The sequence below is a fragment of the Maritimimonas sp. 2405UD52-3 genome, assembly GCF_056591715.1.
The window spans coordinates 1-25,503 of sequence record NZ_JBWQOL010000004.1 but is presented as its reverse complement, the minus strand read 5'-3'; the positions used below and the strand labels follow the sequence as shown (position 1 = coordinate 25,503).

Sequence of the window (25,503 nt, the reverse complement as noted above, 5' to 3'; positions counted from 1 at the left end):
TTTTGAGCGTTTTGGAAAAGACTAAGTTCCATTAACCAAAAATTAAAAGATGAAGAAAAGTTACCTTTTATTTTTATTGGTAAGTGCACTTTTAATCATCTCCCCTACGCACGCCAATTCTAAAAAGAAAATTCTAGAAAAAAAGAAAGACAAAAACACTACTTATGTTAATAGTGTTAATGATACCGGCTGGTCATATACATGCGAAGACGGTATAGAAGTAGAACTTTTAAGCTTAGGTATTAAAAGTAATGTGCCTGCCCAAATAAACATTCCTGATGTAGAGAATGTACAAAGGTTGGTAGTTGAAATAGTATATAAAGGAAAAAACCCAGGAAGCACCATACAAGTGCAAGATGCTGATGGTAATAGTTATACGGCTACTAGGGAAGTTCCAGCAGGAGGAAGCTCACATGTATGGTATTATAGAACTGAGCTACCTGCTACTTCACAAATAAAATATACAAATACTACAAATGCTAACAAGGCACAGTCTATGTTAGCTTATGTATTTAGAAAAAAGAACAATGGCATTGGAAGTTCAGGTACTTTCACAGCTATTGGTGGTTACAATAACATTGAAACCATTAAAATACCCGTTAGCACAGATATAGGCCCAAGAACAATTAATGTTGAATTACCTATCTCGGAATTAACCCCAGATGGACGCTATATTCATATTGAAGTATCAGCAGTCGATGGTAGTTTTACAGAACTTACGGAAAACATAAATAGCTTTCCTGATGGGCAGTGCTGTATAAAAATATTTGATTTATCGTTGACCGATGTAGCTGGTGATGTAGATGAAATAGAAATTAAAATAGATACTCGAAATAAGAAAAATGGACAATCCGTAAACGGGCAATCGTGGGTAATGGGCGGATCTGTAAAAACGGACGTATTTTGTTCTTGTCTTAATGATGAAACTCCTCCAGAACCAGATGCTATAAGCTTGGCAGATTTAATAGGTGAATGTAGTGTAGATGCTCCAATAGCTCCAACAGCTACAGATAATTGTGCTGGCGCAATTACAGGAACCACGACCACAACCTTTCCGATAACTGCATCTGGTACTACAATAGTAACATGGACTTTTACAGATGCTGAAGGTAATAGCAGTACTCAAACACAAAATGTAATCATTAATGATAACTTGGCACCTGTGGCTGATGCTGCCAGTTTAGTAGATTTAACCGATAGCTGTAGCGTTGACGCTCCAACGGCTCCTACAGCCATAGACAACTGTGCAGGGGTAATTACAGGAACCACAACTACAGTTTTTCCAATAACAACACCTGGTACTACGGTAGTTACATGGACTTTTACAGATACAGCTGGTAATATGAGTACACAGACACAGAATGTGATAATAGACGGTATCCCAGCACCAGTACCAGATGCTGCAAGTTTAGCAGATTTAACGGATGAGTGTAGTGTTGCAGCTCCAACTGCACCAACAGCTACAGATAGTTGTGATGGTACAATTACTGGAACCACAACCACCGTCTTTCCAATAACAACACAGGGCACCACAGTAGTTACATGGACCTTTACAGATACAGAGGGTAACAATAGCACACAGACACAGAATGTCATTATTAATGATGTTACAGCACCAACACCTGATGCAGCGAGTTTACCAGATTTAACAGATGGATGTAGTGTTGCAGCTCCAACTGCACCGACCGCACTTGACAACTGTGATGCTGGATCAATTATAGGAACTACAACTACAACTTTTCCAATAATTGCACAAGGAACTACGGTAATAACTTGGACCTTTAGGGATGCGGCAGGGAATAGTAGTACTCAAAGACAGAATGTGATTGTTAATGATGTAACACCTCCTACCGCAGATAATTTAGAAGATCACCTGATATTATTTGACTTTTCTGAATTACCAGAGGTAACTTTCAGTGATGATTGTTCTGATGTAACAATAGACTATACAGAATATCAGGCAGTACAATCATGCTGGGCAGAATTTGGTCCAGAGAACCCAAATACGAATATGCGTTTTGAAGGTATTCCGTTTGATGAAAATCATCACTGGGAATATGGGTATGTAGAATTATTATTAAACATTCGCCCAAAAGTACATGGTAGAGTTGTAAATAACTCTGATCCTACTTCAGGGTTTTTAGTCGAGATCTACTTTGAAAGTATTACACCCTATACGCAATGGATAGCCGCTGGAGGACAAACACCTAATGATGCTCTTAACAACCAGCGTGAATATGCCAGAATAGACTTTACACAACCTTACACTTTTGATGGTTTTGGAGCTTATGAAAATGCTTCCATAACATTAGAACAAAATAACCCGGATAGTTATATAGAAATTGGTGCTAAGGCTGAATTAGGTAATTACGGAGCTGCTTTTAGACTTGCATATAACGGAACCTTAAGTAATGGCAGTGCTATCGGAGGTAACGGAAGCATAATTGAAATGTTCACATCACTAGAAATGTGCGTTAATCTAAGAGGATTACTACTTGTTAGAGAATGGATTGTAACTGACGCCGCAGGAAACTCGCAAGTTTTCATTCAGCGTATAGAAACAGAGGAATAATCATCAAAATGAAAAAAATGAAAAAATTATATATAGTTTATATAGCATGTTTTGCTTGCTTATTAGCTCATGCACAATTACAAGAAGAAAATTTTGACACAAACGCATTACCTTCTGGATGGTCTATTGATGATTCAAATAGTCACTGCTCCTGGAAATTTGGTTACTTAGAAAACCTACCGTTTATAAATCCAAAAAGACCAGTAAAGCTGGCTTCAGGTAGCCTTCTTTTTGATGATAACGAATGTGGTTCTTTTAAAAACAACAAATTATCAATAGAGAGTCCTGAAATAGATTTAGTTTCAAAAGCTGTGGTAAATGCAGAAATACAATTGACTTACAATCATCAGGCTTTTGTAGATTCAGGTATTTTCACTGTAGATGCATGGGATGGGAACGAATGGAACAACATTTTAACAGTTGAAAGTGATAGCCCTGCCAAAGATGGCAATCAAGCATCTACCACTTCTCATATTGATATTTCTGATTTTGTAAATAGTAATTTTAAAGTCCGTTTTTCATATGATGATGAAAATACAAGAACATATGGAGTTGCTATAGACCATTATAAATTAATAAATACCAATGAGGCATTAACACAACAGTTATTAGAAAGTGAATTGGTTTATTTTCCTAATCCTGTAAATACTGAACTAAATATTCATGCAGGAAAGGATATTAAAAATATTACGGTGTTTAATAGTATTGGTCAGTTAATAATGAGAAAACAACCTAGTACTATGGCTACAAAATTACCAATGAATAATTTTAGTCAAGGTGCATATATTATACGCGTTGAAATGGATAAACAAACAGAAATTTTTAAAGTTTTCAAAAAATAAAATAATAATCTTTGCCTTACAAAAAGTGCTTATCAATTAGCTGATAAGCACTTTTTTTATGCCATAGATTGAAGTATCTTTGCAGCCTTAAATAAGATATATGGAAAATGGAATCTATGCGAAGTTTAATACTTCAAAAGGAGAAATAGTAATTAATTTAGAATTTGAAAAAACGCCAGGTACAGTAGGTAACTTTGTTGCTCTTGCAGAAGGTAATCTGGAAAATTCTGTAAAACCACAAGGAAAACCATATTATGATGGATTAAAATTCCATAGGGTTATCTCAGATTTTATGATCCAAGGAGGTTGTCCTCAAGGCACAGGTACTGGGAATCCAGGTTATCAATTTGATGACGAATTTCACCCTGATCTAAAACATGATAAACCTGGTATTTTATCAATGGCAAATGCTGGCCCTGGTAGTAATGGTAGTCAGTTTTTTATTACACATGTTGAAACACCATGGTTAGATAATAAACATACCGTTTTTGGCCAAGTAGTAAGCGGGCAAGATATCGTTGATACTATTCAACAAGGTGATGCTATTGATTCTGTTGAAATTATCCGAAAAGGTACTGATGCAGAAAATTTTAATGCGGTAGAAGCATTTAGAGCCTTTGAAGGAAACAGAGAAGCTAGAATTGCAGCAGAAAGGCAAGCGCAAGAAGACGCATTAAATGAAGCATCTGCCGGATTTAAAGTAACTGATAGTGGCTTGCGTTATCAAATAATTCAAGAAGGAGAAGGAAAGCAAGCAACTAAAGGAGCTATGGTTTCTGTTCATTATAAAGGACAGTTATTAGATGGTACTGTTTTTGACTCTTCATATAAAAGAAACCAGCCTCTTGACTTCGCTATTGGTGTTGGTCAAGTTATTTCTGGATGGGATGAAGGTATACAGCTATTGAAAGTTGGTGATAAAGCACGATTAGTAATTCCTTCTGACCTAGCTTATGGGTCTAGAGGAGCAGGAAATGTTATTCCTCCTAATAGCCCTTTGATCTTTGATGTAGAATTAGTAAATGTTAAATAATAGCTAAAGAAAATACGAATAGTGACATTATAAACGTTTATAATATAATCCCGGTTATTTCGCCGGGATTATTTATTGCAGATATTTTTTTGTATGTATTTTTTATCTATATTAGTTGAATAATAGGAGTTTATGCAGGACTTAAAACCAGAAAAAGGAAAATTGCTAATAGCCGAACCTTCTATCTTAAATGACAGTTCGTTTAACAGGTCGGTTGTCCTATTATCTGAGCACAATGAAAATGGTGCTATTGGTTTTATTATTAACAAACCCTCTGAATTTACTATTCAAGACCTTATTCCTGATATTAATTCTGAACTTAAAGTGTATATAGGCGGGCCTGTAGCAACTGAAAATTTATACTTTGTGCACAGACTACCTGAATTAATTCCTGATAGTATTGAAATAGGTGATGGTATCTTTTGGGGTGGTGATTTTGAGACTGTTCAAAATTTATTAGACACCGGTGTACTTTCAGGTGATGATATTCGCTTTTTTTTAGGATATTCTGGCTGGAGTAAAAATCAACTACAAGATGAATTAGAAACTACATCTTGGAAAGTAATTGATAATAATTACAAGAATATTTTTGATATTTCGTACAAATCTTTATGGAAAGATGAGTTGATGAAATTTGGTGGTGAATATCAATTGTGGGCAAATGCGCCTGAAAACCCTTCCTTAAACTAAGCCAATAAAGCTAAAGCATTTAATTTTTTATGTAACCCTGCTGCAATTGCAGTAGCGTATAACTTTTTCCTATACTTTGTAACTGATTGAATACCTGTAATGGCATTAGTTACAAATACCTCATCTGCTTTTTGAAGTTCAAAAGGTGCAATTTCAGTTTCCTGGATATTTAAACTAGCATCCTTTTTAATAATTTCTATCATTTTTTTTCGCGTAACACCTTTAATACAGCCTTCACTTAAAGCTGGCGTTAAAACTAAATTATCTTTTACTAAAAAAATGTTTCCGTTAATTGCTTCTACCAATTGTTTCTTTTCATTCAGCAAAAGACAATTATCATAGCCGTTTTCCTCTCTAAAAATACTGGCTATGATGTTGATCAAACGATTATTACTTTTTAATGTAGATAACATTCCTGAATAAACATAATGATCTTTATAGAGCTCAACTTCATACGTATCTTTAATAACAATTTCTAATTCAGAAGCTTCAATTAGGTAATCAACTACATTTGACGTAGGGGTATACAAGCCTCCTTCTTTTCTAAACATAGAAAAACGAATCCTGGCATTTTTAAGACCCGTTGTCTTAATAAGCCTTAGCACTTCTTCTTCAAAAAATTCTAATGTAAAATGCATTGGCACCTCCATGCGAATCATCCTAGAAGAAGCCATCAGCCTGAAATAATGATCTTCACAAAAAATAACCTTTTCATTCTGCACTTTTATTGTTTCAAAAATAGCATCACCATATTTAAAAGCTCTATTTTGAATAGAAATAGCCACTTCATTTTCTGATAAAATAGTACCGTTGTAATTGATCATTTTAGAAATTTAGATTGCAAAACTACATAAAAAAAGCCTTGAAGAATCAAGGCTTTACAATCATAAAATTTATGTTATTTATGCACCAATAGTATGCTTTAATTCGTCAACTTGATTTTCCCAAAACATTTTTGATTCTTCTACTTCATCTTCATCTGCAAAAGCAGTAACAATTAAGGAAACATCTTTAGTAATTGCATCAACTTGAATTCTAAACTCAAAATATGTATCCTCGTCTTCCTCAAGCCATTTAAAACGAATGCGTTCATTATTTTTGTAAGATACACGCTTTGCCTGTTCTTCAGAATCATCCCATATAAATGTAAAAAGGTCACTACGAGAATTCACATTATCAGCAAACCACTCTCCTAGCCCATCGGGAGTTGATAAATATTGATATAGAAAGGCTGGTGAAGAATGTATAGGAAATTCTAATTCGAATTTTATTTTATCTGACATGTATTACTTTTTAGCATTGATGGACAATATATAGAATATTTGTTTTAAAAAAAATTTTTTCAAAAAAATTTAAAGCGGGGTGCTTGATTGAACTAAGAATGTTGTTATATTTGCAACCGCAAAAAAGGCGAGGTAGCTCAGGCGGTTAGAGCGCAGGATTCATAACCCTGAGGTCGGGGGTTCAAGTCCCCCCTTCGCTACAAAAACGAAAGCCCAAGATTTACACTCTTGGGTTTCTTTTTAGGTACAATACTTTAGTCTAATTCAATAATTTATTTGAGTAAATTGGTTTTAATGCTATTTATTATGATTTATTTGCGATTTTTTTTGCAATAACGTATGAACTTGTATATTTTATTTTTTAGTCATTTGCTTCAAAATACCACCATACTCTTCCCGAAATTGGGCTAAAACTCAATTTAAGTTCTCCCAATTCACTCGTAATAATATACTTTCCCGAAATACTTAAATATTTATTTCCTAAAGTAGCATCGTATTTTCCATCTATATATTTAAAAATAATACCATTACTTAAGGTAAAAACTAAATTCTTTTTTCCTTTATTTTTTTTAGAATCAGTTAACACTTTTTGAGCAGTAATTTTTCTATTACCAATCATAATACTCTCACTTTTGTGGTCTGTGAATTCTGAAGTTAATGCTAATTCAACTTTGCCTTCTGTTAAGCGTATCACTTCTTTTTGCTTTTTATACTTCGGGAATACTGTAAGTTCATATGTGCCATCAATGGTAAAGATTTTGGGCGTTTCACTATATTTCATAACAACGTATCCCTTTTCATTTTTAAGCTCAAATTTAGTCCCCGGAGGATACATCACTAAGTCTGTTAACGTCTTGTTCTTATAAATCCTCAAATACGTTTTCTGTGAGAAAGCACTAAAGCTCACGATGAAGAAAACTATCACAACTACATTATTTTTCATTAAATTAAATTTTTAATTTTAACTTCCCAATCGATTCTTTTCATCTTCTAATCCAGTTTTACGCTTTCTGGCTTTCTTAATTTCATTTCGACCAAAGTTATAGGTAAGATTAAAACGTATTTGTCTACTATCATTCCCACCATCTCCATTAATGGTTAGATCACCAAATTGTGTGTCGCCTTGCCATGGAGACGAGTATAAAATATCATTAAAAGCAAGACGTGCTGTTAACTTTTCATCAAAGAATTTCTTTTGAAAAGCTATGTTGAGCGATCCTAAACTTTTCGTTCTATACGTACCTCCCCAGATAGATGGAGAGCTATACCAACCAGAGACTTCAGCTCGAAAACCTTTGGGAAGTTTAAATGTGTTTTGTGCATATAAACTAAGTGTATTCTGAGAGATAGGAACAAAATCTTCATTGGTAGCTTCAAAAATACTTCTGTATGCATTCACACTGAAATAGATGCTCCACCAGTTGTTGAATTTCGTTGGGTACGAAATGCCTAAATTAATCACTTTTTGATTTGCTACATTTCTGGTAATTATAAAATTTTGATCACCACCAACGGCTTCCGTTATTTGCGCAAAATAATCTTTTATAAAACTATAACTTATAGAAGTCGTTAGTCTATAGTTATACGTATGTGATAATTTTAAATTATCGGTGTATTGCGGCTGTAAAAAAGGATTTCCTTTTCTAAAAGATAGTTCATCTATTTTATACTCAAAAGGATTGAGACTTTGGTAATTGGGTCTTTGAATCCTTCGACTATAGGTCAATGCCATAGAATTCTTTTGGTTCACTTGATATGTAATTCCCCCACTAGGAAACCAATCTGTATACTTTCTTTCTACCCGATCATTTTGAACTTCAATCAAACTAGTTAATTGACCATCTGAATTCGTTTGTTCCATTCTTAAACCAAACTGTATATTCCATTTTTTTAATTTTCTATTGTAGTTAAAATATGCTGCACTTACCTTTTCATCATACTCAAAATCATTCGTGCGTTCTTCATTAACAATATCAATACCATTAATCCTATCAAAGAAATCAAATTGATTATCAGTTATGATATTTGAGAATTTTACGCCTAAACCTAGTTTTCCTTTTAAAAGGTTCTGTTCATAATCAATTTTAGAAGTAAAAATATCAATAGCAGTTGGTGTTATCATAAAATTGATAACCTCACTTAAGACCTGTGTTTCATCTCCGTTAAAATATCTATTGGGTTGTAAGTTTTGACGATCGCGCTCATAACGACCATAATCAACATCAATATTGAAATTCACACTCTTTTTAGTTTTAAACTTATAGTTTCCGTTAAGGTATAAATTAGTGGTTTCATTTTCAGAATCACTACCGGCGACTAATATTTCGTCGGGTAGACTATTCCCAATCGGAATGATTGGCGTTCTTGAATCACTGTCAGCATCTGATCTACTAAAATTTCCTGTTGCGATAAATCCAAATGTCGATTTTTCGCTTGCATACCAATCAAACCCTAATCGAGCATTGGTAGTATTGTTATCAAAAATTGTCTCTGTTTGGGCATCAAAAATAGTATTGTTCTGTGTTCTATAGAGGTTGATGAAATTGAGACTTTCGCCAAAACGATTGCTAAAAGACCCGTAAAAACTGGTTTTTTTGTTTCGGTTATTAAATGATACTGAGCTATTATAGCGAGCAAATTCGCCATATGTTAGTCCTGTAGCTAGACTACCATTAGTGCCTAAACTTTTATCACGTTTAAACTTGATGTTGATTATGCCAGCATTCCCTTCAGCATCATATTTTGACGAGGGCTGGGTTATAATTTCTATAGCTTCAACATCTGTAGCTTGAATTGTTTTTAAGTAATTGACTAAGTCATCACCCCGTAAAACAGAAGGTTTATCGTCAATGTAAATTAATACGCCAGTTTTTCCTTCCACAATTAGGTTATCGTTATTGTCAACTATCACTCCTGGAGCTTTTCGTAAAAGCTCAAATCCTGAATCTCCAGCTGCACTAATTGTATTCTGAATGTTAAATACGGTTTTATCGGCCTGAACTTGAATCATAGGCTTTTCTGCTTTGACTTTAACCTCATTTAATGTTTCACTGACTTCCTTTAGTTTAATCGTACCCATATTTTTGTCAGTTTCTAAAATTGTAAAAGTTGGTGACGCATACTTTTCAAATCCCAAAATTTCAATAACCAAGTTGTAGGTACCCACTTGAACGTTTTTAAGTATAAAAATACCTTGATCATTACTGATAACGGCTTTTACAAAAGTTTTGCCATCTTCTTTGAACAGAGATACCACGGCTGTTGGAATGATCTGATTCTTATCATCTTCAATTTTTCCACGAATATCTTGTGCAGAGATGGCAGAAACAATAAATAGATTGATTAATAAAGTAGCAATTGTTTTCATCGTAAAAAATTTAATAATTCAAAGATGCAATCATTTCAGAATCGAAACATCTCAATTCGGACGAATGCCCCAATACGTCGATGAATTGACTAGACAATTCAACAAGAAATAGGCCCATTCAACGAAAATATGGTGTGAAAAAAATATAGTACATTTAAATTTGAACAAATATTATAGCATGAAAATACCGTTTTGGAAACGAAAAATTTTTAGCATTCGCTATGGAGAATTACTTTCTTTCATTGCATTTTATGCTATATTTTCTGCCTTCTATCATGCCACATTATGGTATAATAGAGCGGGATATAAACATGACGATGACTCACTTTTTCAACCTGTAAGTTTTTTTGATGATAGTGGCTTAGACTATGTAATAAAGTTCCTCCTATCAATACCGATTTGGTGGATACTGTTTCGAAGACTTAAAAGTTGGACATTATACCAGCGATTATTATTACATATTATTCTCCTTCCGACCTTTGTAATAGTATGGAAGGAATTCTATTATATTGCTAGTGACGCATTAGACTTTGGGCATTTAACGGGAAGAGGGGAAGTTTGGGACATTTACATTCCGGCATTATTTTATGTATTGCAATTTAGTATTTTACATGCTTATAATTACTACTTAGAAAATAGAAAAAAATTAAAGCTTGAAGGAGAGTTGAGAACCATGGCTTTAAAAAGTGAATTATCAGCTTTAAAGGCGCAGTTAAATCCTCATTTCTTGTACAATATTTTTAATACAATAAGCGCTTCGGTACCTTCAGAAAATGAAAAAACAAGACATCTGATTGCTGAATTATCTGACTTATTTCGCTACCAGTTAAAGGCATCTCAAGTCGAAAGAGTGACCCTTAAGGAAGAGTTAGACTTTGTTAGGAAATATTTAGACCTTGAAAAAGAACGTTTTCAAGAGCGTTTGCACATAAATATCAATGTAGAACCATGCATTTTAAATGAAAAGGTACCACCTATGTTGTTACAACCTTTAGTTGAAAATTCAGTAAAGCACGGTCTATCATCACTCATTGAGGGCGGCACAATCACAATAAAAATAGAAAAGAAAGAGCATAAACTTCAATTTGAGATTACTGATACTGGAGTGGGAATCGACGATAAAATCAAAGCTTTCGAAAAAGGTGTAGGACTTAATAATACGCGCCTGCGCTTAGAAAAAATGTATCAAAGTACACTACAACTAAGAGATAACACACCGAAAGGGTTGAAAATAAGTTTTGCAATATGAAGAAGGTAATTATTATTGATGATGAAGAGGCTGGAAGAAAACTAATCAAAGAGTACTTAAAGGATTTTACAGATTTAGTACTACTTGGTGAAGCTAATAATGGTGTTGATGCAGTTAAAATAATCAATGAATATAAACCTGATCTAATTTTTTTAGACATTCAAATGCCAGGGATCACCGGTTTTGATGTGTTAAGGCATCTTGAAGAATTGCCACAGATCATTTTCTCAACTGCCTACGACCAATATGCGTTAAAGGCTTTTGAAGTGCATGCCGTTGATTATTTGCTAAAGCCTTATACCAAGGAACGATTTAAGTTAGCGGTAAATAGATTAGTAGAAAATAACAATGAAAATAAAGCGAGGAATCTAACTGAAAGTTTGTTATTTAATTCATCTAAATATCCTGAAAGGATTTTAGTACAGACACAGAACAAGTTAATTACGATAGTTCTAGAAGATGTCATTAGGATAGAAGCATATGGAGATTATTCGAAACTGATAACTTCAGAAAAATCATATCTGAGTAATTACGGCATCTCAACCTTAGAAAAAAAATTAGATGGTACTGTATTTATTCGAGTACATCGCTCATCTATTATTAATTTAAATCGGGTTAAAGAACTTAATAAATACACCAAGAGCTATGATATTACGATGCAAAACAAGGATGTAGTCAGGGTAAGCAGAGGCTATTTAGATAATATCAAAAAGTTAATGTATTAGTGATTCTTTGTCTCTAGTTTTAAGCTTGATTAAGCATAATATTCAATATTGTGAATATTAGGAGAAACATTCTAAATCAAAACTGTTTTAAGAAAGTTATTTTACTAATAAATTGACATGTTTGTTGCGTGGGATTAAAGATATCTGTTTGTGTATCATTGCATCAATCAAATAATCTTTTAAGACATGCTTTGATAGATTTTTCCCCACAATACCTGAGAAATAGTCAAAGTTTTCAATGGCATTTAAGCTTGGATATAACATTAGATTTTCTGGTATATATGCTATGAATTTTTTTACTGCCTTAGAATTTTCAGGAATATCTAATTGATTAATAAATGTATTACCAGAAGTGGGTTCAATAAAACCCAATAATAAGTTTATGACTGTTGTCTTTCCAGAGCCATTTGCACCTAGTAAGCAGTAAATTTCTCCTTCTTTAACCTTAAGATTAAGTCTATCTAAAGTAATTTGATCGTCATATATTTTTGTAAGATTGTTAGTTGAAATCATAATTTTTAAGTATTTAAGTGCTATTAATTTATTTTCCCTAGAAAGAGAAAGTAAATACACAAATGGCCCTATAACTATAGGCATAATTATTAACAGGTATATTTTTAGCTATTCCTTACTTCTAGTCACTTCCTTTGAGGCTTATCAAATAATTAACTGTAATTATATAGTGACACTAGGATAGAACCAACTATCAAAAATGAAAAGTAAGTAGTTCCCTTTTATTAATTAGAAGGTGGTGGTTTATTTAGGAAAGTCTGGGAGGCGATACTTTTAAAAATAGGCTCTTCATATCAACCTAAAGAATTATCTTTCAAAGTAGTATTATGAAAAATATTGAAAGAATGCCCAGAAATGTTATCGGAAATAGGAGTAATCTTATACGCTGTAGAAATCATTTCGCAATCGTCACAGTTAAGCGTTATATGATCTTCACCCAGATGCGAAAAAAAAATGAAAGCTTGTTATTTTTAACTTAAGAAAAGTAAGAAGAAAGAAAAATGCTATAAAGTTTTTATATGAATTTTTCACACTTAAGAGATAACTAAAACTTAGTTGCATTAAGCTATATTAAGAAATATTTTACAGAATTACCAAGGTTCTAGACACTTCTTAATTTAACAAAAGGCTAGAAAAATTTAATGAAATATGAGCAACCTTTTATTTGAATTTGTGTCTAATTCATAAAGCCAAAGTATGAAACTATTTAAATCATTTATTTTAATCTTAATACTTTCAAGTTGCAGTAGCGATATCGATGAAAACGTTGAACAGGTAAATATTCGAATTCTAAATGCGAGTTTACTTGAGTATTCAAATGTTAAAGTAGACACTTCTACTGGGTTGGTAAGCTATGGAGATTTAAGTTCAGGAGAAATCTATGAATACAAACCATTTGAATTGGCATACAGATATGCTTTTGTTGAGTTACATATTGATGATGAAATATACACCTTGCAACCCATAGATTATGTGGGAGAGACTCCATTAGACAATGGTAATTACACTTATGCTATTAGCGCTGAGATCGCTGAGAGATACAATACAATATCATTAAATTTGATGTATGATGTAGAACTCTTAGAAAGCAATTAATAGGCGTACTTATTAAATAATATTTATTCACGTTTCTTATAAAAAATAAAAGCCCAAGTAAATTCACTTGGGCTTTTTTTCCTCAAATAATTGAATGAATAGTAAAATTATTTAGAAGAGTAAACTCTTATTGATTCCCATAATATTATTCTCAGTATAGGTATCTAGAAAAGACTCTGTAAAGTGTTGTTTGCCTAATAGGGGCTGTTTCTTTAAAATATTTTGAACATCACGCTCACTATAATCTTTCAACATGGGTTTTGCTAATTCAGCAAAACTATAATGCCATGGTTCATATTTAAAACCTTTTCTAGTATGATCGTTCGTATATACTTGATAGTATCCAAATTTATGTGCATTTCCATCCATCCACTCTCTAAAAGATTTATAAATACCTTTTCCATGAAAGTTACGTGTACTTAAAGGATATCTAGATGTCTTTATTTTTCCATTCACTACATCCATTTCTGTACCCCAATGATGTCTGGAGCTTCCAGGAATAGCCGTATATCGAATGTTATTTAGTACTGCGTTTTTAGGAGACAAATTTTTAGACCTGTAACGCTTATACTTACGTGTCCAAATGAGGTTCTGGTGATTAAAGCTTCTATAACTAGACACCACCCTAATGTTCATACCATGACGCCTTGCTTCATAATTCATCTCTAAAAAAGCCTGATGCGCTTTTTTCTGCATCTTATAACCTGTGCCATAAAGTTTAGGTTGTGTTTTACCTATTAAGAGGTTTTCAGAAAAAGTAACTGACAGTTCAGTATTAGTAAAGGCTAAATTGGGGGCAGCTATAATTGCTATACTTGTAAAAGCGGAGTTTTTAAAAAATTTTCTTCTAGAATTCACGTTATTTTTTTCTTTTCAATAAACTTTTAGGTACTAAATGATTCACAAGCACTCCTTCACATTGTGAAAATCATTTAGCATAATTACGTTCATTAAAAATAGTGGAATACTAATGGTGATAAAAGTGTCGTAAAATGCAATTATTAACAATATTACTGTTAATTACAAATCTAAATATGTTCAATTCTAAAACCACCAAAACTTATTGATAAACAATAACTTAAACTCATATTTTCCTTTTTTGAGTAACCACTAGTTATCAACAAATCAACATTTTAACATTTTTGTTAAGTGATTTATGAACCGTAACTTTCTATCAACTATATAGGATTTTAGTGTAGAAATTAGCACCTAATGCTCAATGGTTTAATTGAATTGTTTTTTGGTTTTTTTACTGCCTTCATACATTTCGTATTTAACAAACTTACATTCTAATTTACCGTTAAACAGTTTAATCTTCTTTGAAGTTCGAAGCCCAACACTTTTTAAGCCTTGTTCAAAATCTGAAGTAATTAGCCAAGCATCTGTGTTGGTATAGCCGTGCTTTAAGGTGTTTCCGATTTCCTTATAAAAAATAGGCACATCAATCTCTAAGCGTTCACCATAAGGTGGATTGAACAATACTATCGTTTTACCATCAACTTCTTTTTCTGTATTAAAGAAATTCTCATGCTCAATTTTTATAAACTCAGATAGATTTGCATTTTTAATATTTCCGGCAGCCTTTCTGATTGCTGAAGGTGCTTTGTCAAAACCTATAATCTCTTTATCAGATGACCGTATCTTATTTAGTAAAGATTCTCTAATCACATTAAACAAATCTTCATCAAAGTCTTTCCAATGCTCAAACCCAAACTCCCTTCTATTGATGTTGGCAGGTATATTATTGGCAATCATGGCTGCTTCAATTAAAATAGTACCACTACCACACATAGGATCCATAAAGTGTTGTGATCCATCGTAGCCAGAGAGTAATACCAATCCTGCTGCTAGCACTTCATTGATTGGTGCTATATTCGTACTGCTTCTATACCCACGTTTATGAAGTGAGCTACCAGAACTATCTAATGAAACAGTACATTGATCTTTTTGTATATGTATATTTAATCGAACTTTCGGGTGTTTTATATCTACACTAGGACGCTTTCCTGTTTTATTCCTAAAATAATCTGCAATAGCATCTTTAGTTTTTAGAGATACATAATGTGAATGCGTGAAATGATCTGAGTAAATTGCTGCGTCTATGGCAAAAGTATCGTTCTCAGATAGGTATTTTTCCCATTTTATGAACTGGAGCTGCTTATATAAGTCATGCTCATTCTTAACAAAAAAAGACTTGATTGGTTTTAAAATGCGTATGGCAGTACGTAATGCCAGGTTTGCTTTATACATAAAACCGGTATCGCCCACAAAAGACACACTTCGCCTACCTTCTGCAACTTGCATAGCACCAAGATTTTTCAATTCCTTAGCCAATATACCTTCTAAACCATACATGGTCTTAGCCAGCATTTTAAAGTTTTGATCCATTTTTTTCCTTTGAAACACAAAAGTAATCTAATTAAAACTGCTATAAATTGATTTCTTATTTTTGTGCTTCATTTTTTTACATGGAAGTTCAAAAAGACTGGTTTCAAAGTTGGTTTAATACAGCCTATTATCATATCCTTTATCAAGATAGAAATGATGAGGAAGCGCAAGTTTTTATGCAAAATCTTACTTCTGCTCTAAGTCTTGAAAAAGGAAGTAAGATATTAGACCTTCCTTGCGGGAAGGGCAGACATGCAGTTTACCTAAACTCTCTGGGCTATGATGTAATTGGTGCAGACCTTTCAGAAAATAGTATTGCATTTGCAAAACAATATGAAAATGATACATTAAGGTTTGAAGTGCATGATATGCGTCATGAATTTAACACCCGATTTGATGCAGTTTTAAACCTATTTACTAGTTTTGGTTATTTTGATGATGAAGAAACTAATATTGATGTTTTAAGAATCTTAAAAAAAGGACTTAAAAAAGGTGGTGTTTTAGTTATTGATTTTTTAAATGTAGATTTTATAAAAAATACGATTGTTAAGGAGGAAGTTCAGACTAAAGGAGGTATTGATTTTTATATCAATAGGAGTATAAATGATGATTTTATTGTGAAAGATATTCGGTTCAAAATAGATAATAAAGAATATCATTTTACCGAATATGTCCGTAATATTGACATTACCACTTTTAAATATTATTTTTCTAAGGCAGGCTTACAATTAAAGCATATTTTTGGTGACTATAATCTCAATGATTTTGATACAGAAAATTCCCCTAGATTAATCCTGGTTTTAGAATGAACTATTTTGTTTTAATAGCAGCCGTTTTTATTGGCTTTTTAATAGCTTTTCTCTTTAAGCCTAAAAGTAAAAATGTAAGACTAACACTCTCTTTCAGTGGCGCTTATTTACTATCTATTACAGTATTACATTTAATACCTGAAGCCTATGAAAGTCAAAGAGAAGGTATTGGGGTATTTATACTTGTTGGTATACTTTTACAAACAATTCTGGAGTACTTTTCAAGAGGTGCTGAACATGGGCATATTCATATTCATAATGATTTGAAAAGCATTCCTTGGCTATTATTTATTAGTATAGGTATTCATGCCTTTGTTGAGGGTATTCCTTTATATGAAAGTGAAGATCAAACCTTATTATGGGGTATTATCATTCATAAGATACCCATTGCACTAATACTAACGACATTTTTATTGAATTCTCAGCTTTCAAGAATGAGCATTTATGGAATTTTAATCGCTTTTGCACTCATGAGTCCTCTAGGCGCATTCATACCTGAGTATATAGCTTTTTTCAAAAGTTACCAATCAGAAATAATAGCTATTGTTATCGGTGTCTTTTTGCATATAGCCACAGCCATTTTATTTGAAAGTTCTCAAAATCATCAATTTAATATCAAAAAATTTATTGCTGTATTGGTAGGGTTTGGATTGGCTTATTTAAGCACTTTGATCGGACACTAAATCAAATCTTGTGATATCTGAAATAACAAATTCTAGTTTGCTACCTGGCTAATAAACTTAATACGCATTAAACGCAATTCTTCCTCATCATAATCACCATCAAATTCATCTAGAGCTTCCTGTATTCGGTCATTCTCAGCTTCCATAAAGTATTCATGAATCTCCTCCTGTTGATCTTCATCTAGAAGATCATCAAGACTATAATCAATATTAAGCTTGGTGCCCATATATACAATGCGTTCCATTTCTTTGATTAGCTCAGCCATTGCTAAGCCTTTGGCCTTAGCTATATCCTCAAGGGGGATTTTTTTATCGGTATTCTGAATAACAAAAAGTTTGATTGCAGAATTAGAACCCGTACTTTTTACAACTAGATCGTCAGGTTTTACAATATCATTATCATCTACATATCTATTGATTAATTCAATAAATGATTGACCAAATTTTTTAGCTTTACCATCACCCACCCCATGCACATTTGAAAGTTCTTCTATACTTGTTGGGTACTTTAAAGTCATATCTTCTAGTGAAGGGTCTTGAAAAACAGCGAAGGGCGGCACTCCTTTCTTTTTACCTACACTTTTACGCAAGTCTTTAAGCATAGTCATTAGCTTCTCATCAACAGCACCTCCAGAGCTTTTAGTATTTGTTACTATAGTAGCATCATCTTCAGAATCATAAATGTGATCTTCGGTCATCATAAACGAGACCGGACTTTTAATAAAATTATGACCTTTTGACGTAACCTTCAATACGCCATATTGCTCTATTTCTTTACTAAGAAAACCTGCAACCAAAAGTTGACGAATCAGCGCCATCCAATGACCAGCTTCTTTATCCTTACCTATACCAAAAAAAGATTGCTCATTGGTCTTTCGAGATTTTAATAAGGCATTTTCATTACCAACAATGGTATTCACAATCTCTTTAGATTTATATTCTTCATTGGTGTCTCTAATTACTTCTAATAAAGTCTTTACATCATCTTTGGCTTCTTTTCTCTTTTTAGGATTACGGACGTTATCATCCATATCAGCACCTTCACCATTCACTTCGTCAAATTCTTCACCAAAATAATGTAGTAAGAACTTACGGCGAGACATAGAGGTTTCAGCATATGAAACTACTTCCTGTAATAAAGCATGCCCTATTTCCTGTTCCGCCACAGGTTTACCCGAAAGAAACTTTTCTAGTTTCTCTATATCCTTATAGGCATAAAATGCCAAACAATACCCTTCTCCTCCATCACGACCTGCCCTACCGGTTTCTTGGTAGTAACTTTCTAAACTCTTAGGAATATCATGATGAATTACAAAACGCACATCTGGTTTATCGATGCCCATTCCAAAAGCAATGGTTGCCACTACAACATCAGCATCTTCCATTAAAAACATATCTTGATGTTTAGCTCTTGTCTTAGCATCTAAGCCTGCATGATACGGAATTGCTTTCACACTATTTACTTGTAATATCTGAGCAATTTCCTCTACCATTTTACGACTCAGGCAATAAACAATACCTGACTTGCCAGTATACTTTCTTACAAACTTGATAATATCTTTCTGTACATCTTTTGTTTTAGGGCGTACTTCATAAAAAAGATTTGCTCTATTAAATGAAGCTTTAAAGGTTGTAGCATCAGACATACCTAAGTTCTTTAATATATCTTCTTGTACTTTAGGTGTGGCAGTTGCTGTAAGCCCTATAATTGGTACATCATCAATTTTCTTGATAATATTCTTTAAGTTTCTATATTCTGGTCTGAAATCATGTCCCCATTCAGAAATACAGTGTGCTTCATCAATAGCAACGAAGGAAATATTCTGATCTTTTAAAAAGTCAATATAATCTTCTTTAGTTAAAGATTCAGGAGCTACATACAATAACTTAGTGACTCCACTTCTTATGTCATCCATCACTTGGTTGACCTGCGTCTTGTTCAAAGATGAATTGAGTACATGAGCTATGCCATGCTCTGTAGAAATTCCGCGTAAAGCATCAACCTGGTTTTTCATCAATGCAATTAAGGGTGATACCACAATTGCTGTTCCTTCCTTTACCAATGCAGGTAACTGATAACACAGAGACTTGCCGCCACCTGTAGGCATTATTACAAAGGTGTTTTCACCAGCAAGTAAACTATTAATGACCTGCTCCTGTAATCCCTTAAATTTTGAAAAACCGAAATATTTTTTTAGCGCACCGTGTAAGTCTAATTTTGTCACGTGAATAAAAATTTATCTATTATTTTAGATACATTTGCAACTAAAGATACGAATAATTTTATTTTGAAAATCTCTAAATTTTGACTGTCCAAAAAAATATTCTAGACATAGCAAAGCAAACTATTTCAACTGAAAGTAAAGCGATAGCGAATTTAATAAATTTTTTGGATAAAGACTTTGAAAATGCTGTTAATTTTATCCTGAAATCTAAAGGTAGGGTTGTTGTAACTGGTATTGGTAAAAGTGCAAACATTGCCAATAAAATTGTGGCAACCTTAAATTCAACAGGAACACCCGCTATTTTTATGCATGCAGCAGATGCCATTCATGGTGATTTAGGTATCGTTCAAAAAGATGACGTAGTTGTGTGTATTTCTAAAAGCGGAAACACCCCAGAGATAAAAGTACTGATTCCATTAATAAAGAATTCTAGTAATAAGATCATAGCAATAACAGGTAATAAAGATTCCTTTTTAGGGCAACAAGCCGATTTTGTTTTGAATTCTTATGTAGAACAGGAAGCATGCCCTAACAATTTGGCGCCTACAACAAGTACCACTGCTCAATTGGTTATGGGTGACGCCCTGGCAGTTTGCTTATTAGAAATGAGAGGGTTTAGCAGTGATGACTTTGCTAAATATCACCCGGGTGGCTCCTTAGGAAAACGATTATACTTGCGTGTTGGTGATTTAATTGATTCTGATGCTAAACCAGAAGTACCAAAAGATGCAATCATTAGCGATGTTATTATTGAAATTTCTGAAAAACGATTAGGTACTACAGCGGTAATAAATAATGGTAAAGTAGTTGGTGTTATAACAGATGGTGATATTCGTAGAATGCTTAAAAACAATCAAAGTATTGACGGTTTAACTGCTCAAGATATTATGAGTGAAAATCCTAAAACCATTACTTCGGAAGCTATGGCTGTCAAAGCGTTGGAAACCATGGAAGCTTATAACATCACACAAATCTTGGTTGTTGATAATGATGCATATTTAGGTGTTGTGCATCTACATGATTTGCTTAAAGAGGGAATTATTTAAAGATGGCTAACGAACAAAACGAAATGTCATTTTTGGATCATCTTGAAGTATTAAGATGGACACTTATACGCTCAACATTGGCTGTATTTATTACCGGAGGTGTGGCTTTTGCTATGAAAGAGTTTATTTTCAACAAAATAATTTTACTGCCAAAAGAGGCTTCTTTTGCTACCTATAGATTTTTATGTAATGTATCAAAGCAGTTTGGTACTCAAGGACTATGCATTGATAGTATTCCTTTCATTGTTCAAAGTAGAACAATGGCAGGTCAATTTTCAGCGCATATCTGGACGTCAATTACTGCCGGGTTTATCTTGGCGTTTCCTTATATTTTATGGGAGATATGGAAATTTATCAAACCTGGCTTATATCCTAAAGAAAGGAAAAATGCAAAAACCTTTATTATAGTATCTTCTTTTTTATTCTTTCTTGGGGTCTTGTTCGGATATTATGTGATTACACCTTTATCGGTAAATTTTTTAGGAAATTATTTGGTTGCAGACCAGGTAAAGAATAATATTGATTTAAGTTCTTATATAGGGTTGTTGCGTGCCTGTGTACTTTCAGCCGGATTTATGTTTGAACTACCAATCATCATCTTTTTTCTAACAAAATTAGGATTGGTTACTCCAGAATTCCTGCGCAAGCAGCGTAAATATGCTTTTGTATTGGTGCTTATACTTGCTGCTTTAATCACGCCTCCTGATGTAATAAGTCAGGTTATTGTGGCGATACCAATGGTCATTTTATATGAAATTAGCATTTCTATTTCTAAAATGATTCTTAAAAAGGAGAAGAGACTGCACACAACTTAAAACTTTATATTTTTGCTTAATCTTAAAAGCGTAGATCATGAAAATGGCGGGTTCAGTTGAAGAGTATATAGAAAGTCAAGATACTTATGAAAAAGAACTTGAGGTTTTAAGAGATCTTTTGCTTACGACGGAACTTCAAGAAACAGTAAAATGGGGTATCCCTACCTACACAATTGATAAGAAAAATGTGGTTAGTATTAGTGCCTTTAAGTCTCACTTCGGTTTATGGTTTTTTCAAGGCGTATTTTTATCAGATCCTCATAATCTATTGATTAATGCCCAAGAAAACAAAACAAAAGGAATGCGTCAATTACGATTCACAACTATGAATCAAATTGATAAAAGTATTATTTTAGATTATACTCTTGAAGCAATTGAAAATCAAAAGAAAGGGCTAATGATAAAACCTAAAAAGAAGCCTTTGGTTATTCCAAAAGAGCTTCAGGATATATTTCAGGAAAACACGCAATTGGCCAATATATTTGATAGCCTAACTCTTACTAAAAAAAGAGAGTTTTCAGAATATATTGCCAATGCTAAGAGAGAGGAAACACGTAAGAAAAGATTAGAAAAAATTATACCAATGATTTTAAATAATATTGGTTTAAATGATAAGTACAGATAAATGATATTAAGAGCAGAGAATATTCAAAAAATATATGGAAGTCGTAAGGTGGTGAAGGGAATTTCGTTACAAGTTGAGCAAGGCGAGATTATTGGTCTTTTAGGACCTAATGGAGCCGGCAAAACTACTTCGTTTTATATGATAGTAGGAATGGTCAAACCAAACGAAGGAAAGATCTTTCTTGACAGCGAAGACATTACAGAAGACTCTATGTATAAACGCGCTCAGAAGGGTGTTGGTTATCTTGCACAGGAAGCTTCGGTATTTAGAAAGCTATCCGTTGAAGACAATATTATGGCTGTCCTTCAATTTACCAGTCTCTCAAAAAAAGAACAGAAAGACAAATTAGAATCTTTGATAGATGAGTTTAGTTTAGGGCACGTACGTAAAAACAGAGGCGACCTTTTATCTGGTGGTGAACGAAGACGCACAGAAATTGCACGTGCTTTAGCCTCAGACCCAAAGTTTATTTTGTTGGATGAACCTTTTGCGGGTGTTGACCCTATTGCCGTAGAAGATATTCAAAGTATTGTAGCACACTTAAAAGATAGAAATATAGGTATTCTGATTACGGATCATAACGTTCAGGAAACACTAGCCATTACAGATAAAACCTATTTGATGTTTGAAGGTGGTATTTTAAAAGAAGGAACACCTAAAGAACTGGCGGAAGATGAAATGGTACGTAAGGTATATTTAGGAGAAAGTTTTGAGCTAAAGAAGAATAGGTTTTATAAAACATAATTAAACTGTGCTTTAAAACAAAAATTTAAACTCTCATTACTACCTTATATATTTTGATTGAAAATTAGTTTTCATAACCCTTTTAATACATACTATACCTATTTAAAAAGTTTATTTAAAAGTAGACTGTAACAATCAATTTATTAAAATATTATTCAACACTATTCGTTTACAGATAACAACTAGTTAACCAAATCATGATTAGACCGAGTCTATTCGCAATTTTATTGCTTTTTACTATTAATTTAATAGCACAGACTACTCCAATTACTGATGCTAATTTTGAACAAGACCTAATTGATCAAGGGTTTGACACGAATGGTCTTAATGGGAATATCTTAAATACAGATGCACAAGCCGTAACAGTTTATAACGCTGGAAGAAATGATATTACTGATTTCACTGGGTTAGAAGCTTTTGTGAATGTGATCTCGCTCAATTTAAATAACAATCAGTTTGCTACGCTACCCTTAACAAATCTTACAGACTTAGAAGAATTAGTTTTTGATCAAAACGTTGTTTTAGCAAATTTAGATGTTTCATCTAATACTAATTTAAGAGTAATTGATATGAGAGCTAATGGAGGTGCTAACAGCGCACCTATAAGCACTTTAGACTTATCAAATAATCTTTTACTTGAACGCATTCATATATATAATTTCAAAAACCTTTTTACTGTTATATATCCTAATACAGATACAGTTGAATATGTATATATGCTCATTTTTGCTGATATAAATGTAGATTTTTCAGGGTATGATAATTTGGAAACCTTAACCTTAAGTGTCAATTTTAGTAATACACTTGTCATTAATGCAACATTACCAAATAATCCAAACACCTTAAGATCGGCTTCATTTCAAGGTGGTAATATTGTCAATGCCGATTTATCGAATAGTTTAGCCTTAGAATACTTGTCTTTTCAAAATAGTAATACTGAGACCATACAGCTACCTATAACAAATACACTTACCAGAATTCGAATATCAGGTCACAATATTGACAATATTTCTTTTGAGAACGCTGCAATGCTAGAAGATCTAGATATATCTAATAAAAATGGTTCGAACCAAACCCCTTTAAATTTAGATATTACTCAAAATATTCAATTAGAAAGATTAAGAGCTACGAGTAATTATATGACAAATTTAGATATAACACAAAATGTTAATTTGTTAGATGTTAATGTAAGTAGCAATGCCTTACCTACTATTAATACTTCTCAAAATCTTTTGCTTACTGATTTAAACGCTAGTCGTAATGAAATAACTACACTCGACTTAACAACAAATACTTTATTAGAGAACTTAAATTTAAATACAAATCTGCTTCCTTCTATAAATCTTTCAACCAATACAGAATTAGAAGTGCTTAACTTAGGAACGAATCAAATACCAACATTAGATATCACTACAAATACAAAATTAAGAACCCTATACATTGATGATAATCTATTTACAACAACAGGCTTAGACTTAACTCAAAATATTGATTTAACTTATTTAAATGCTGAAAGAAATCAAATAGAATCATTAGATATTACACAAAATCTTGAGTTAAGCACTATAATTTTAAACTACAATTTGTTTCCTGGTACAGCTATCTTAGATCAATTTTATAGTATTAGAGCTGGTGACGATGGTATAAGAGGTGGTAACTTAGAAGTTAGTCATAACCTATTAACGGGTAAAATTCAAAACTTCGCAGATCTTTTTCTCTTAGGACCTAACACAACTGATCCGTGGACAAGACGATTTGAATTGACAATAGACAATAATTATTTTCATTTCGGAGATCTCGAGGAAGACCATTTAGATTTTATAAGTTATTTAAATGCTCCAGGAGCATATAATATTCCTATTCTTTCAGAATACAGTTACGCTCCACAAGCTAAGGTTAATGCTATAGAAAACCCAACAAGAAATGCTGGTGAAGATATAACCTTAGTTACGACAGTAAGAGGTGCACAAAATCACTATAAATGGTTTAAAGATGGAGTTGAGATTACTGATGCTCATGATTCACCAGAGTTAGTTTTAACAAATTTAACCACTTGCGATGCTGGAGTTTATCATTCAGAAATAACGAGCGATTTAGTACCTTTTGAAAATAGTAATCCACCTGGAACAAATGGAAAAAACTTATTACTTATCCGTAATGATATTACACTTACAGTAAATGCAACTAAAGGCTGTGTTACTTTAGCAAACCCTATAAATGGTGCTACTGGTGTACCTATCAATACAGGTATTGAATGGAATGAAAATCCAGGTGCATGTGGCTATAAAGTTGCTGTAGGAACAACTTCTGGAGGAACAGATATATTGGACAATGAAGATGTAGGCAAAGTAACTGTTTATAATTTCAATAGTGATCTGCTACCCAATACAACATATTATGTAACAATTACTCCATATTACGATGACGGTGATTTTACAGGTTGTGTAGTAGAATCTTTTACTACAAATTCTTCACTAACAACCACAAATTGTACAACATTAATTTCACCTTTAAATGGAAGTGCAAATGTAAGTATGAACCTAAATAGCTTGCAATGGAATCCTGCAAACGCTGCCGATGGATATAGACTAACAGTCACAGGGAGCTCTTCGACTGCCAATAACCTCAATAACTTTGATGTTACCTCAGGAACATCCTACAACTTTGCTAATGATTTCGATAATGGTGAGACCGTGTCTGTAACCATAACTCCTTACAATGCAGCTGGTGATGCTACATCATGTACCACTGAAACATTTACCATTGTAGCGGCAACACCAACGCCTCCTAACTGTACAA

21 protein-coding genes, 1 tRNA gene and 1 pseudogene are annotated in these 25,503 nt (G+C 33.0%); 15 read left to right on the top strand and 8 right to left on the bottom strand.

Annotated features, from left to right (window positions below; all coding sequences use genetic code 11):
* Positions 1 to 49 precede the first annotated feature (49 nt).
* The 4 genes from AC1EU5_RS10365 (at position 50) to AC1EU5_RS10350 (ending at position 5,137) form a co-directional block, all read left to right on the top strand.
* Positions 50 to 2,572 carry an HYR-like domain-containing protein gene (locus AC1EU5_RS10365; RefSeq protein ID WP_480192316.1) on the top strand — a complete coding sequence of 841 codons (2,523 nt, stop codon included), beginning with the start codon at positions 50 to 52 and terminating at the stop codon, positions 2,570 to 2,572.
* 17 nt (positions 2,573 to 2,589) lie between these two features.
* Complete coding sequence (locus tag AC1EU5_RS10360) at positions 2,590 to 3,414, top strand: T9SS type A sorting domain-containing protein (protein WP_480192315.1); 825 nt, start codon at positions 2,590 to 2,592, stop codon at positions 3,412 to 3,414.
* A 100-nt stretch (positions 3,415 to 3,514) separates the two neighbouring features.
* The gene (locus tag AC1EU5_RS10355) at positions 3,515 to 4,447 is read left to right on the top strand and encodes a peptidylprolyl isomerase (protein ID WP_480192314.1); all 933 of its coding nucleotides are present in this window, start codon (positions 3,515 to 3,517) and stop codon (positions 4,445 to 4,447) included.
* Positions 4,448 to 4,579: 132 nt separating this feature from the next.
* Complete coding sequence (locus AC1EU5_RS10350; RefSeq protein ID WP_480192313.1) at positions 4,580 to 5,137, top strand: YqgE/AlgH family protein; 558 nt, start codon at positions 4,580 to 4,582, stop codon at positions 5,135 to 5,137.
* On the opposite strand, the gene AC1EU5_RS10345 is transcribed toward AC1EU5_RS10350, so the two are convergent.
* Together AC1EU5_RS10345 and AC1EU5_RS10340 are read right to left on the bottom strand one after the other, a co-directional pair.
* Positions 5,134 to 5,961, bottom strand: coding sequence for an aminotransferase class IV (locus tag AC1EU5_RS10345; protein WP_480192312.1), 828 nt, complete (start codon positions 5,959 to 5,961; stop codon positions 5,134 to 5,136). The genes AC1EU5_RS10350 and AC1EU5_RS10345 overlap by 4 nt on opposite strands.
* Before the next feature lie 78 nt (positions 5,962 to 6,039).
* Complete coding sequence (locus AC1EU5_RS10340; RefSeq protein WP_480192311.1) at positions 6,040 to 6,420, bottom strand: START-like domain-containing protein; 381 nt, start codon at positions 6,418 to 6,420, stop codon at positions 6,040 to 6,042.
* A gap of 126 nt (positions 6,421 to 6,546) precedes the next feature.
* Between AC1EU5_RS10340 and AC1EU5_RS10335 the strand changes: the two genes are divergently transcribed.
* Positions 6,547 to 6,620: transfer RNA gene (locus tag AC1EU5_RS10335), tRNA-Met, on the top strand.
* 161 nt (positions 6,621 to 6,781) lie between these two features.
* Here AC1EU5_RS10335 and AC1EU5_RS10330 read toward each other — a convergent pair.
* Together AC1EU5_RS10330 and AC1EU5_RS10325 are read right to left on the bottom strand one after the other, a co-directional pair.
* Positions 6,782 to 7,363: a hypothetical protein gene (locus AC1EU5_RS10330; RefSeq protein ID WP_480192310.1), complete on the bottom strand. Its 582-nt coding sequence runs from the start codon at positions 7,361 to 7,363 to the stop codon at positions 6,782 to 6,784.
* 18 nt (positions 7,364 to 7,381) lie between these two features.
* A complete protein-coding gene (locus AC1EU5_RS10325) occupies positions 7,382 to 9,787 on the bottom strand; it encodes a TonB-dependent receptor domain-containing protein (protein ID WP_480192309.1) in 2,406 nt (801 codons plus the stop codon).
* A gap of 178 nt (positions 9,788 to 9,965) precedes the next feature.
* On the opposite strand from AC1EU5_RS10325, the gene AC1EU5_RS10320 reads away from it, so the two are divergent.
* Together AC1EU5_RS10320 and AC1EU5_RS10315 are read left to right on the top strand one after the other, a co-directional pair.
* Positions 9,966 to 11,036 (top strand): sensor histidine kinase, encoded by a 1,071-nt coding sequence (locus AC1EU5_RS10320; protein WP_480192308.1) that lies wholly within the window; start codon positions 9,966 to 9,968, stop codon positions 11,034 to 11,036.
* Complete coding sequence (locus tag AC1EU5_RS10315) at positions 11,033 to 11,761, top strand: LytR/AlgR family response regulator transcription factor (RefSeq protein WP_480192307.1); 729 nt, start codon at positions 11,033 to 11,035, stop codon at positions 11,759 to 11,761. Before AC1EU5_RS10320 ends, AC1EU5_RS10315 begins: the two co-directional genes overlap by 4 nt.
* 96 nt (positions 11,762 to 11,857) lie before the next feature.
* On the opposite strand, the gene AC1EU5_RS10310 is transcribed toward AC1EU5_RS10315, so the two are convergent.
* A complete protein-coding gene (locus AC1EU5_RS10310) occupies positions 11,858 to 12,358 on the bottom strand; it encodes an ATP-binding cassette domain-containing protein (RefSeq protein WP_480192306.1) in 501 nt (166 codons plus the stop codon).
* Positions 12,359 to 12,970: 612 nt separating this feature from the next.
* Here AC1EU5_RS10310 and AC1EU5_RS10305 point away from each other — a divergent pair.
* Positions 12,971 to 13,369, top strand: coding sequence for a hypothetical protein (locus tag AC1EU5_RS10305; RefSeq protein WP_480192305.1), 399 nt, complete (start codon positions 12,971 to 12,973; stop codon positions 13,367 to 13,369).
* A 111-nt stretch (positions 13,370 to 13,480) separates the two neighbouring features.
* Here AC1EU5_RS10305 and AC1EU5_RS10300 read toward each other — a convergent pair whose 3' ends face one another.
* Complete coding sequence (locus AC1EU5_RS10300; protein WP_480192304.1) at positions 13,481 to 14,227, bottom strand: M15 family metallopeptidase; 747 nt, start codon at positions 14,225 to 14,227, stop codon at positions 13,481 to 13,483.
* 366 nt (positions 14,228 to 14,593) lie between these two features.
* Complete coding sequence (locus AC1EU5_RS10295; protein ID WP_480192303.1) at positions 14,594 to 15,757, bottom strand: THUMP domain-containing class I SAM-dependent RNA methyltransferase; 1,164 nt, start codon at positions 15,755 to 15,757, stop codon at positions 14,594 to 14,596.
* Positions 15,758 to 15,837: 80 nt separating this feature from the next.
* Here AC1EU5_RS10295 and AC1EU5_RS10290 point away from each other — a divergent pair, with 80 nt between their 5' ends.
* The gene (locus tag AC1EU5_RS10290) at positions 15,838 to 16,566 is read left to right on the top strand and encodes a class I SAM-dependent methyltransferase (RefSeq protein WP_480192302.1); all 729 of its coding nucleotides are present in this window, start codon (positions 15,838 to 15,840) and stop codon (positions 16,564 to 16,566) included.
* Positions 16,563 to 17,249 carry a ZIP family metal transporter gene (locus tag AC1EU5_RS10285; RefSeq protein ID WP_480192301.1) on the top strand — a complete coding sequence of 229 codons (687 nt, stop codon included), beginning with the start codon at positions 16,563 to 16,565 and terminating at the stop codon, positions 17,247 to 17,249. The genes AC1EU5_RS10290 and AC1EU5_RS10285 overlap by 4 nt, the downstream gene beginning before the upstream one ends.
* A 32-nt stretch (positions 17,250 to 17,281) precedes the next feature.
* Here AC1EU5_RS10285 and recQ read toward each other — a convergent pair whose 3' ends face one another.
* Positions 17,282 to 19,480, bottom strand: a complete 2,199-nt coding sequence (gene recQ / locus AC1EU5_RS10280; RefSeq protein WP_480192612.1) for a DNA helicase RecQ — start codon at positions 19,478 to 19,480, stop codon at positions 17,282 to 17,284.
* Between the two features lie 74 nt (positions 19,481 to 19,554).
* On the opposite strand from recQ, the gene AC1EU5_RS10275 reads away from it, so the two are divergent.
* The 5 genes and pseudogenes from AC1EU5_RS10275 to AC1EU5_RS10255 all read left to right on the top strand — a co-directional run.
* Positions 19,555 to 20,520, top strand: a complete 966-nt coding sequence (locus AC1EU5_RS10275) for a KpsF/GutQ family sugar-phosphate isomerase (protein ID WP_480192300.1) — start codon at positions 19,555 to 19,557, stop codon at positions 20,518 to 20,520.
* 2 nt (positions 20,521 to 20,522) lie between these two features.
* Positions 20,523 to 21,335, top strand: a complete 813-nt coding sequence (gene tatC, locus AC1EU5_RS10270; RefSeq protein WP_480192299.1) for a twin-arginine translocase subunit TatC — start codon at positions 20,523 to 20,525, stop codon at positions 21,333 to 21,335.
* 43 nt (positions 21,336 to 21,378) lie between these two features.
* Entirely contained in the window at positions 21,379 to 21,960 is a 582-nt protein-coding gene (locus tag AC1EU5_RS10265; protein WP_480192298.1) for a YdeI/OmpD-associated family protein, read from the top strand.
* On the top strand, positions 21,961 to 22,704 hold the full coding sequence (gene lptB / locus AC1EU5_RS10260; RefSeq protein ID WP_480192297.1) for an LPS export ABC transporter ATP-binding protein: 744 nt from the start codon (positions 21,961 to 21,963) through the stop codon (positions 22,702 to 22,704).
* A gap of 197 nt (positions 22,705 to 22,901) precedes the next feature.
* A pseudogene (locus AC1EU5_RS10255) lies at positions 22,902 to 25,503 on the top strand (hypothetical protein); the annotation flags it as partial.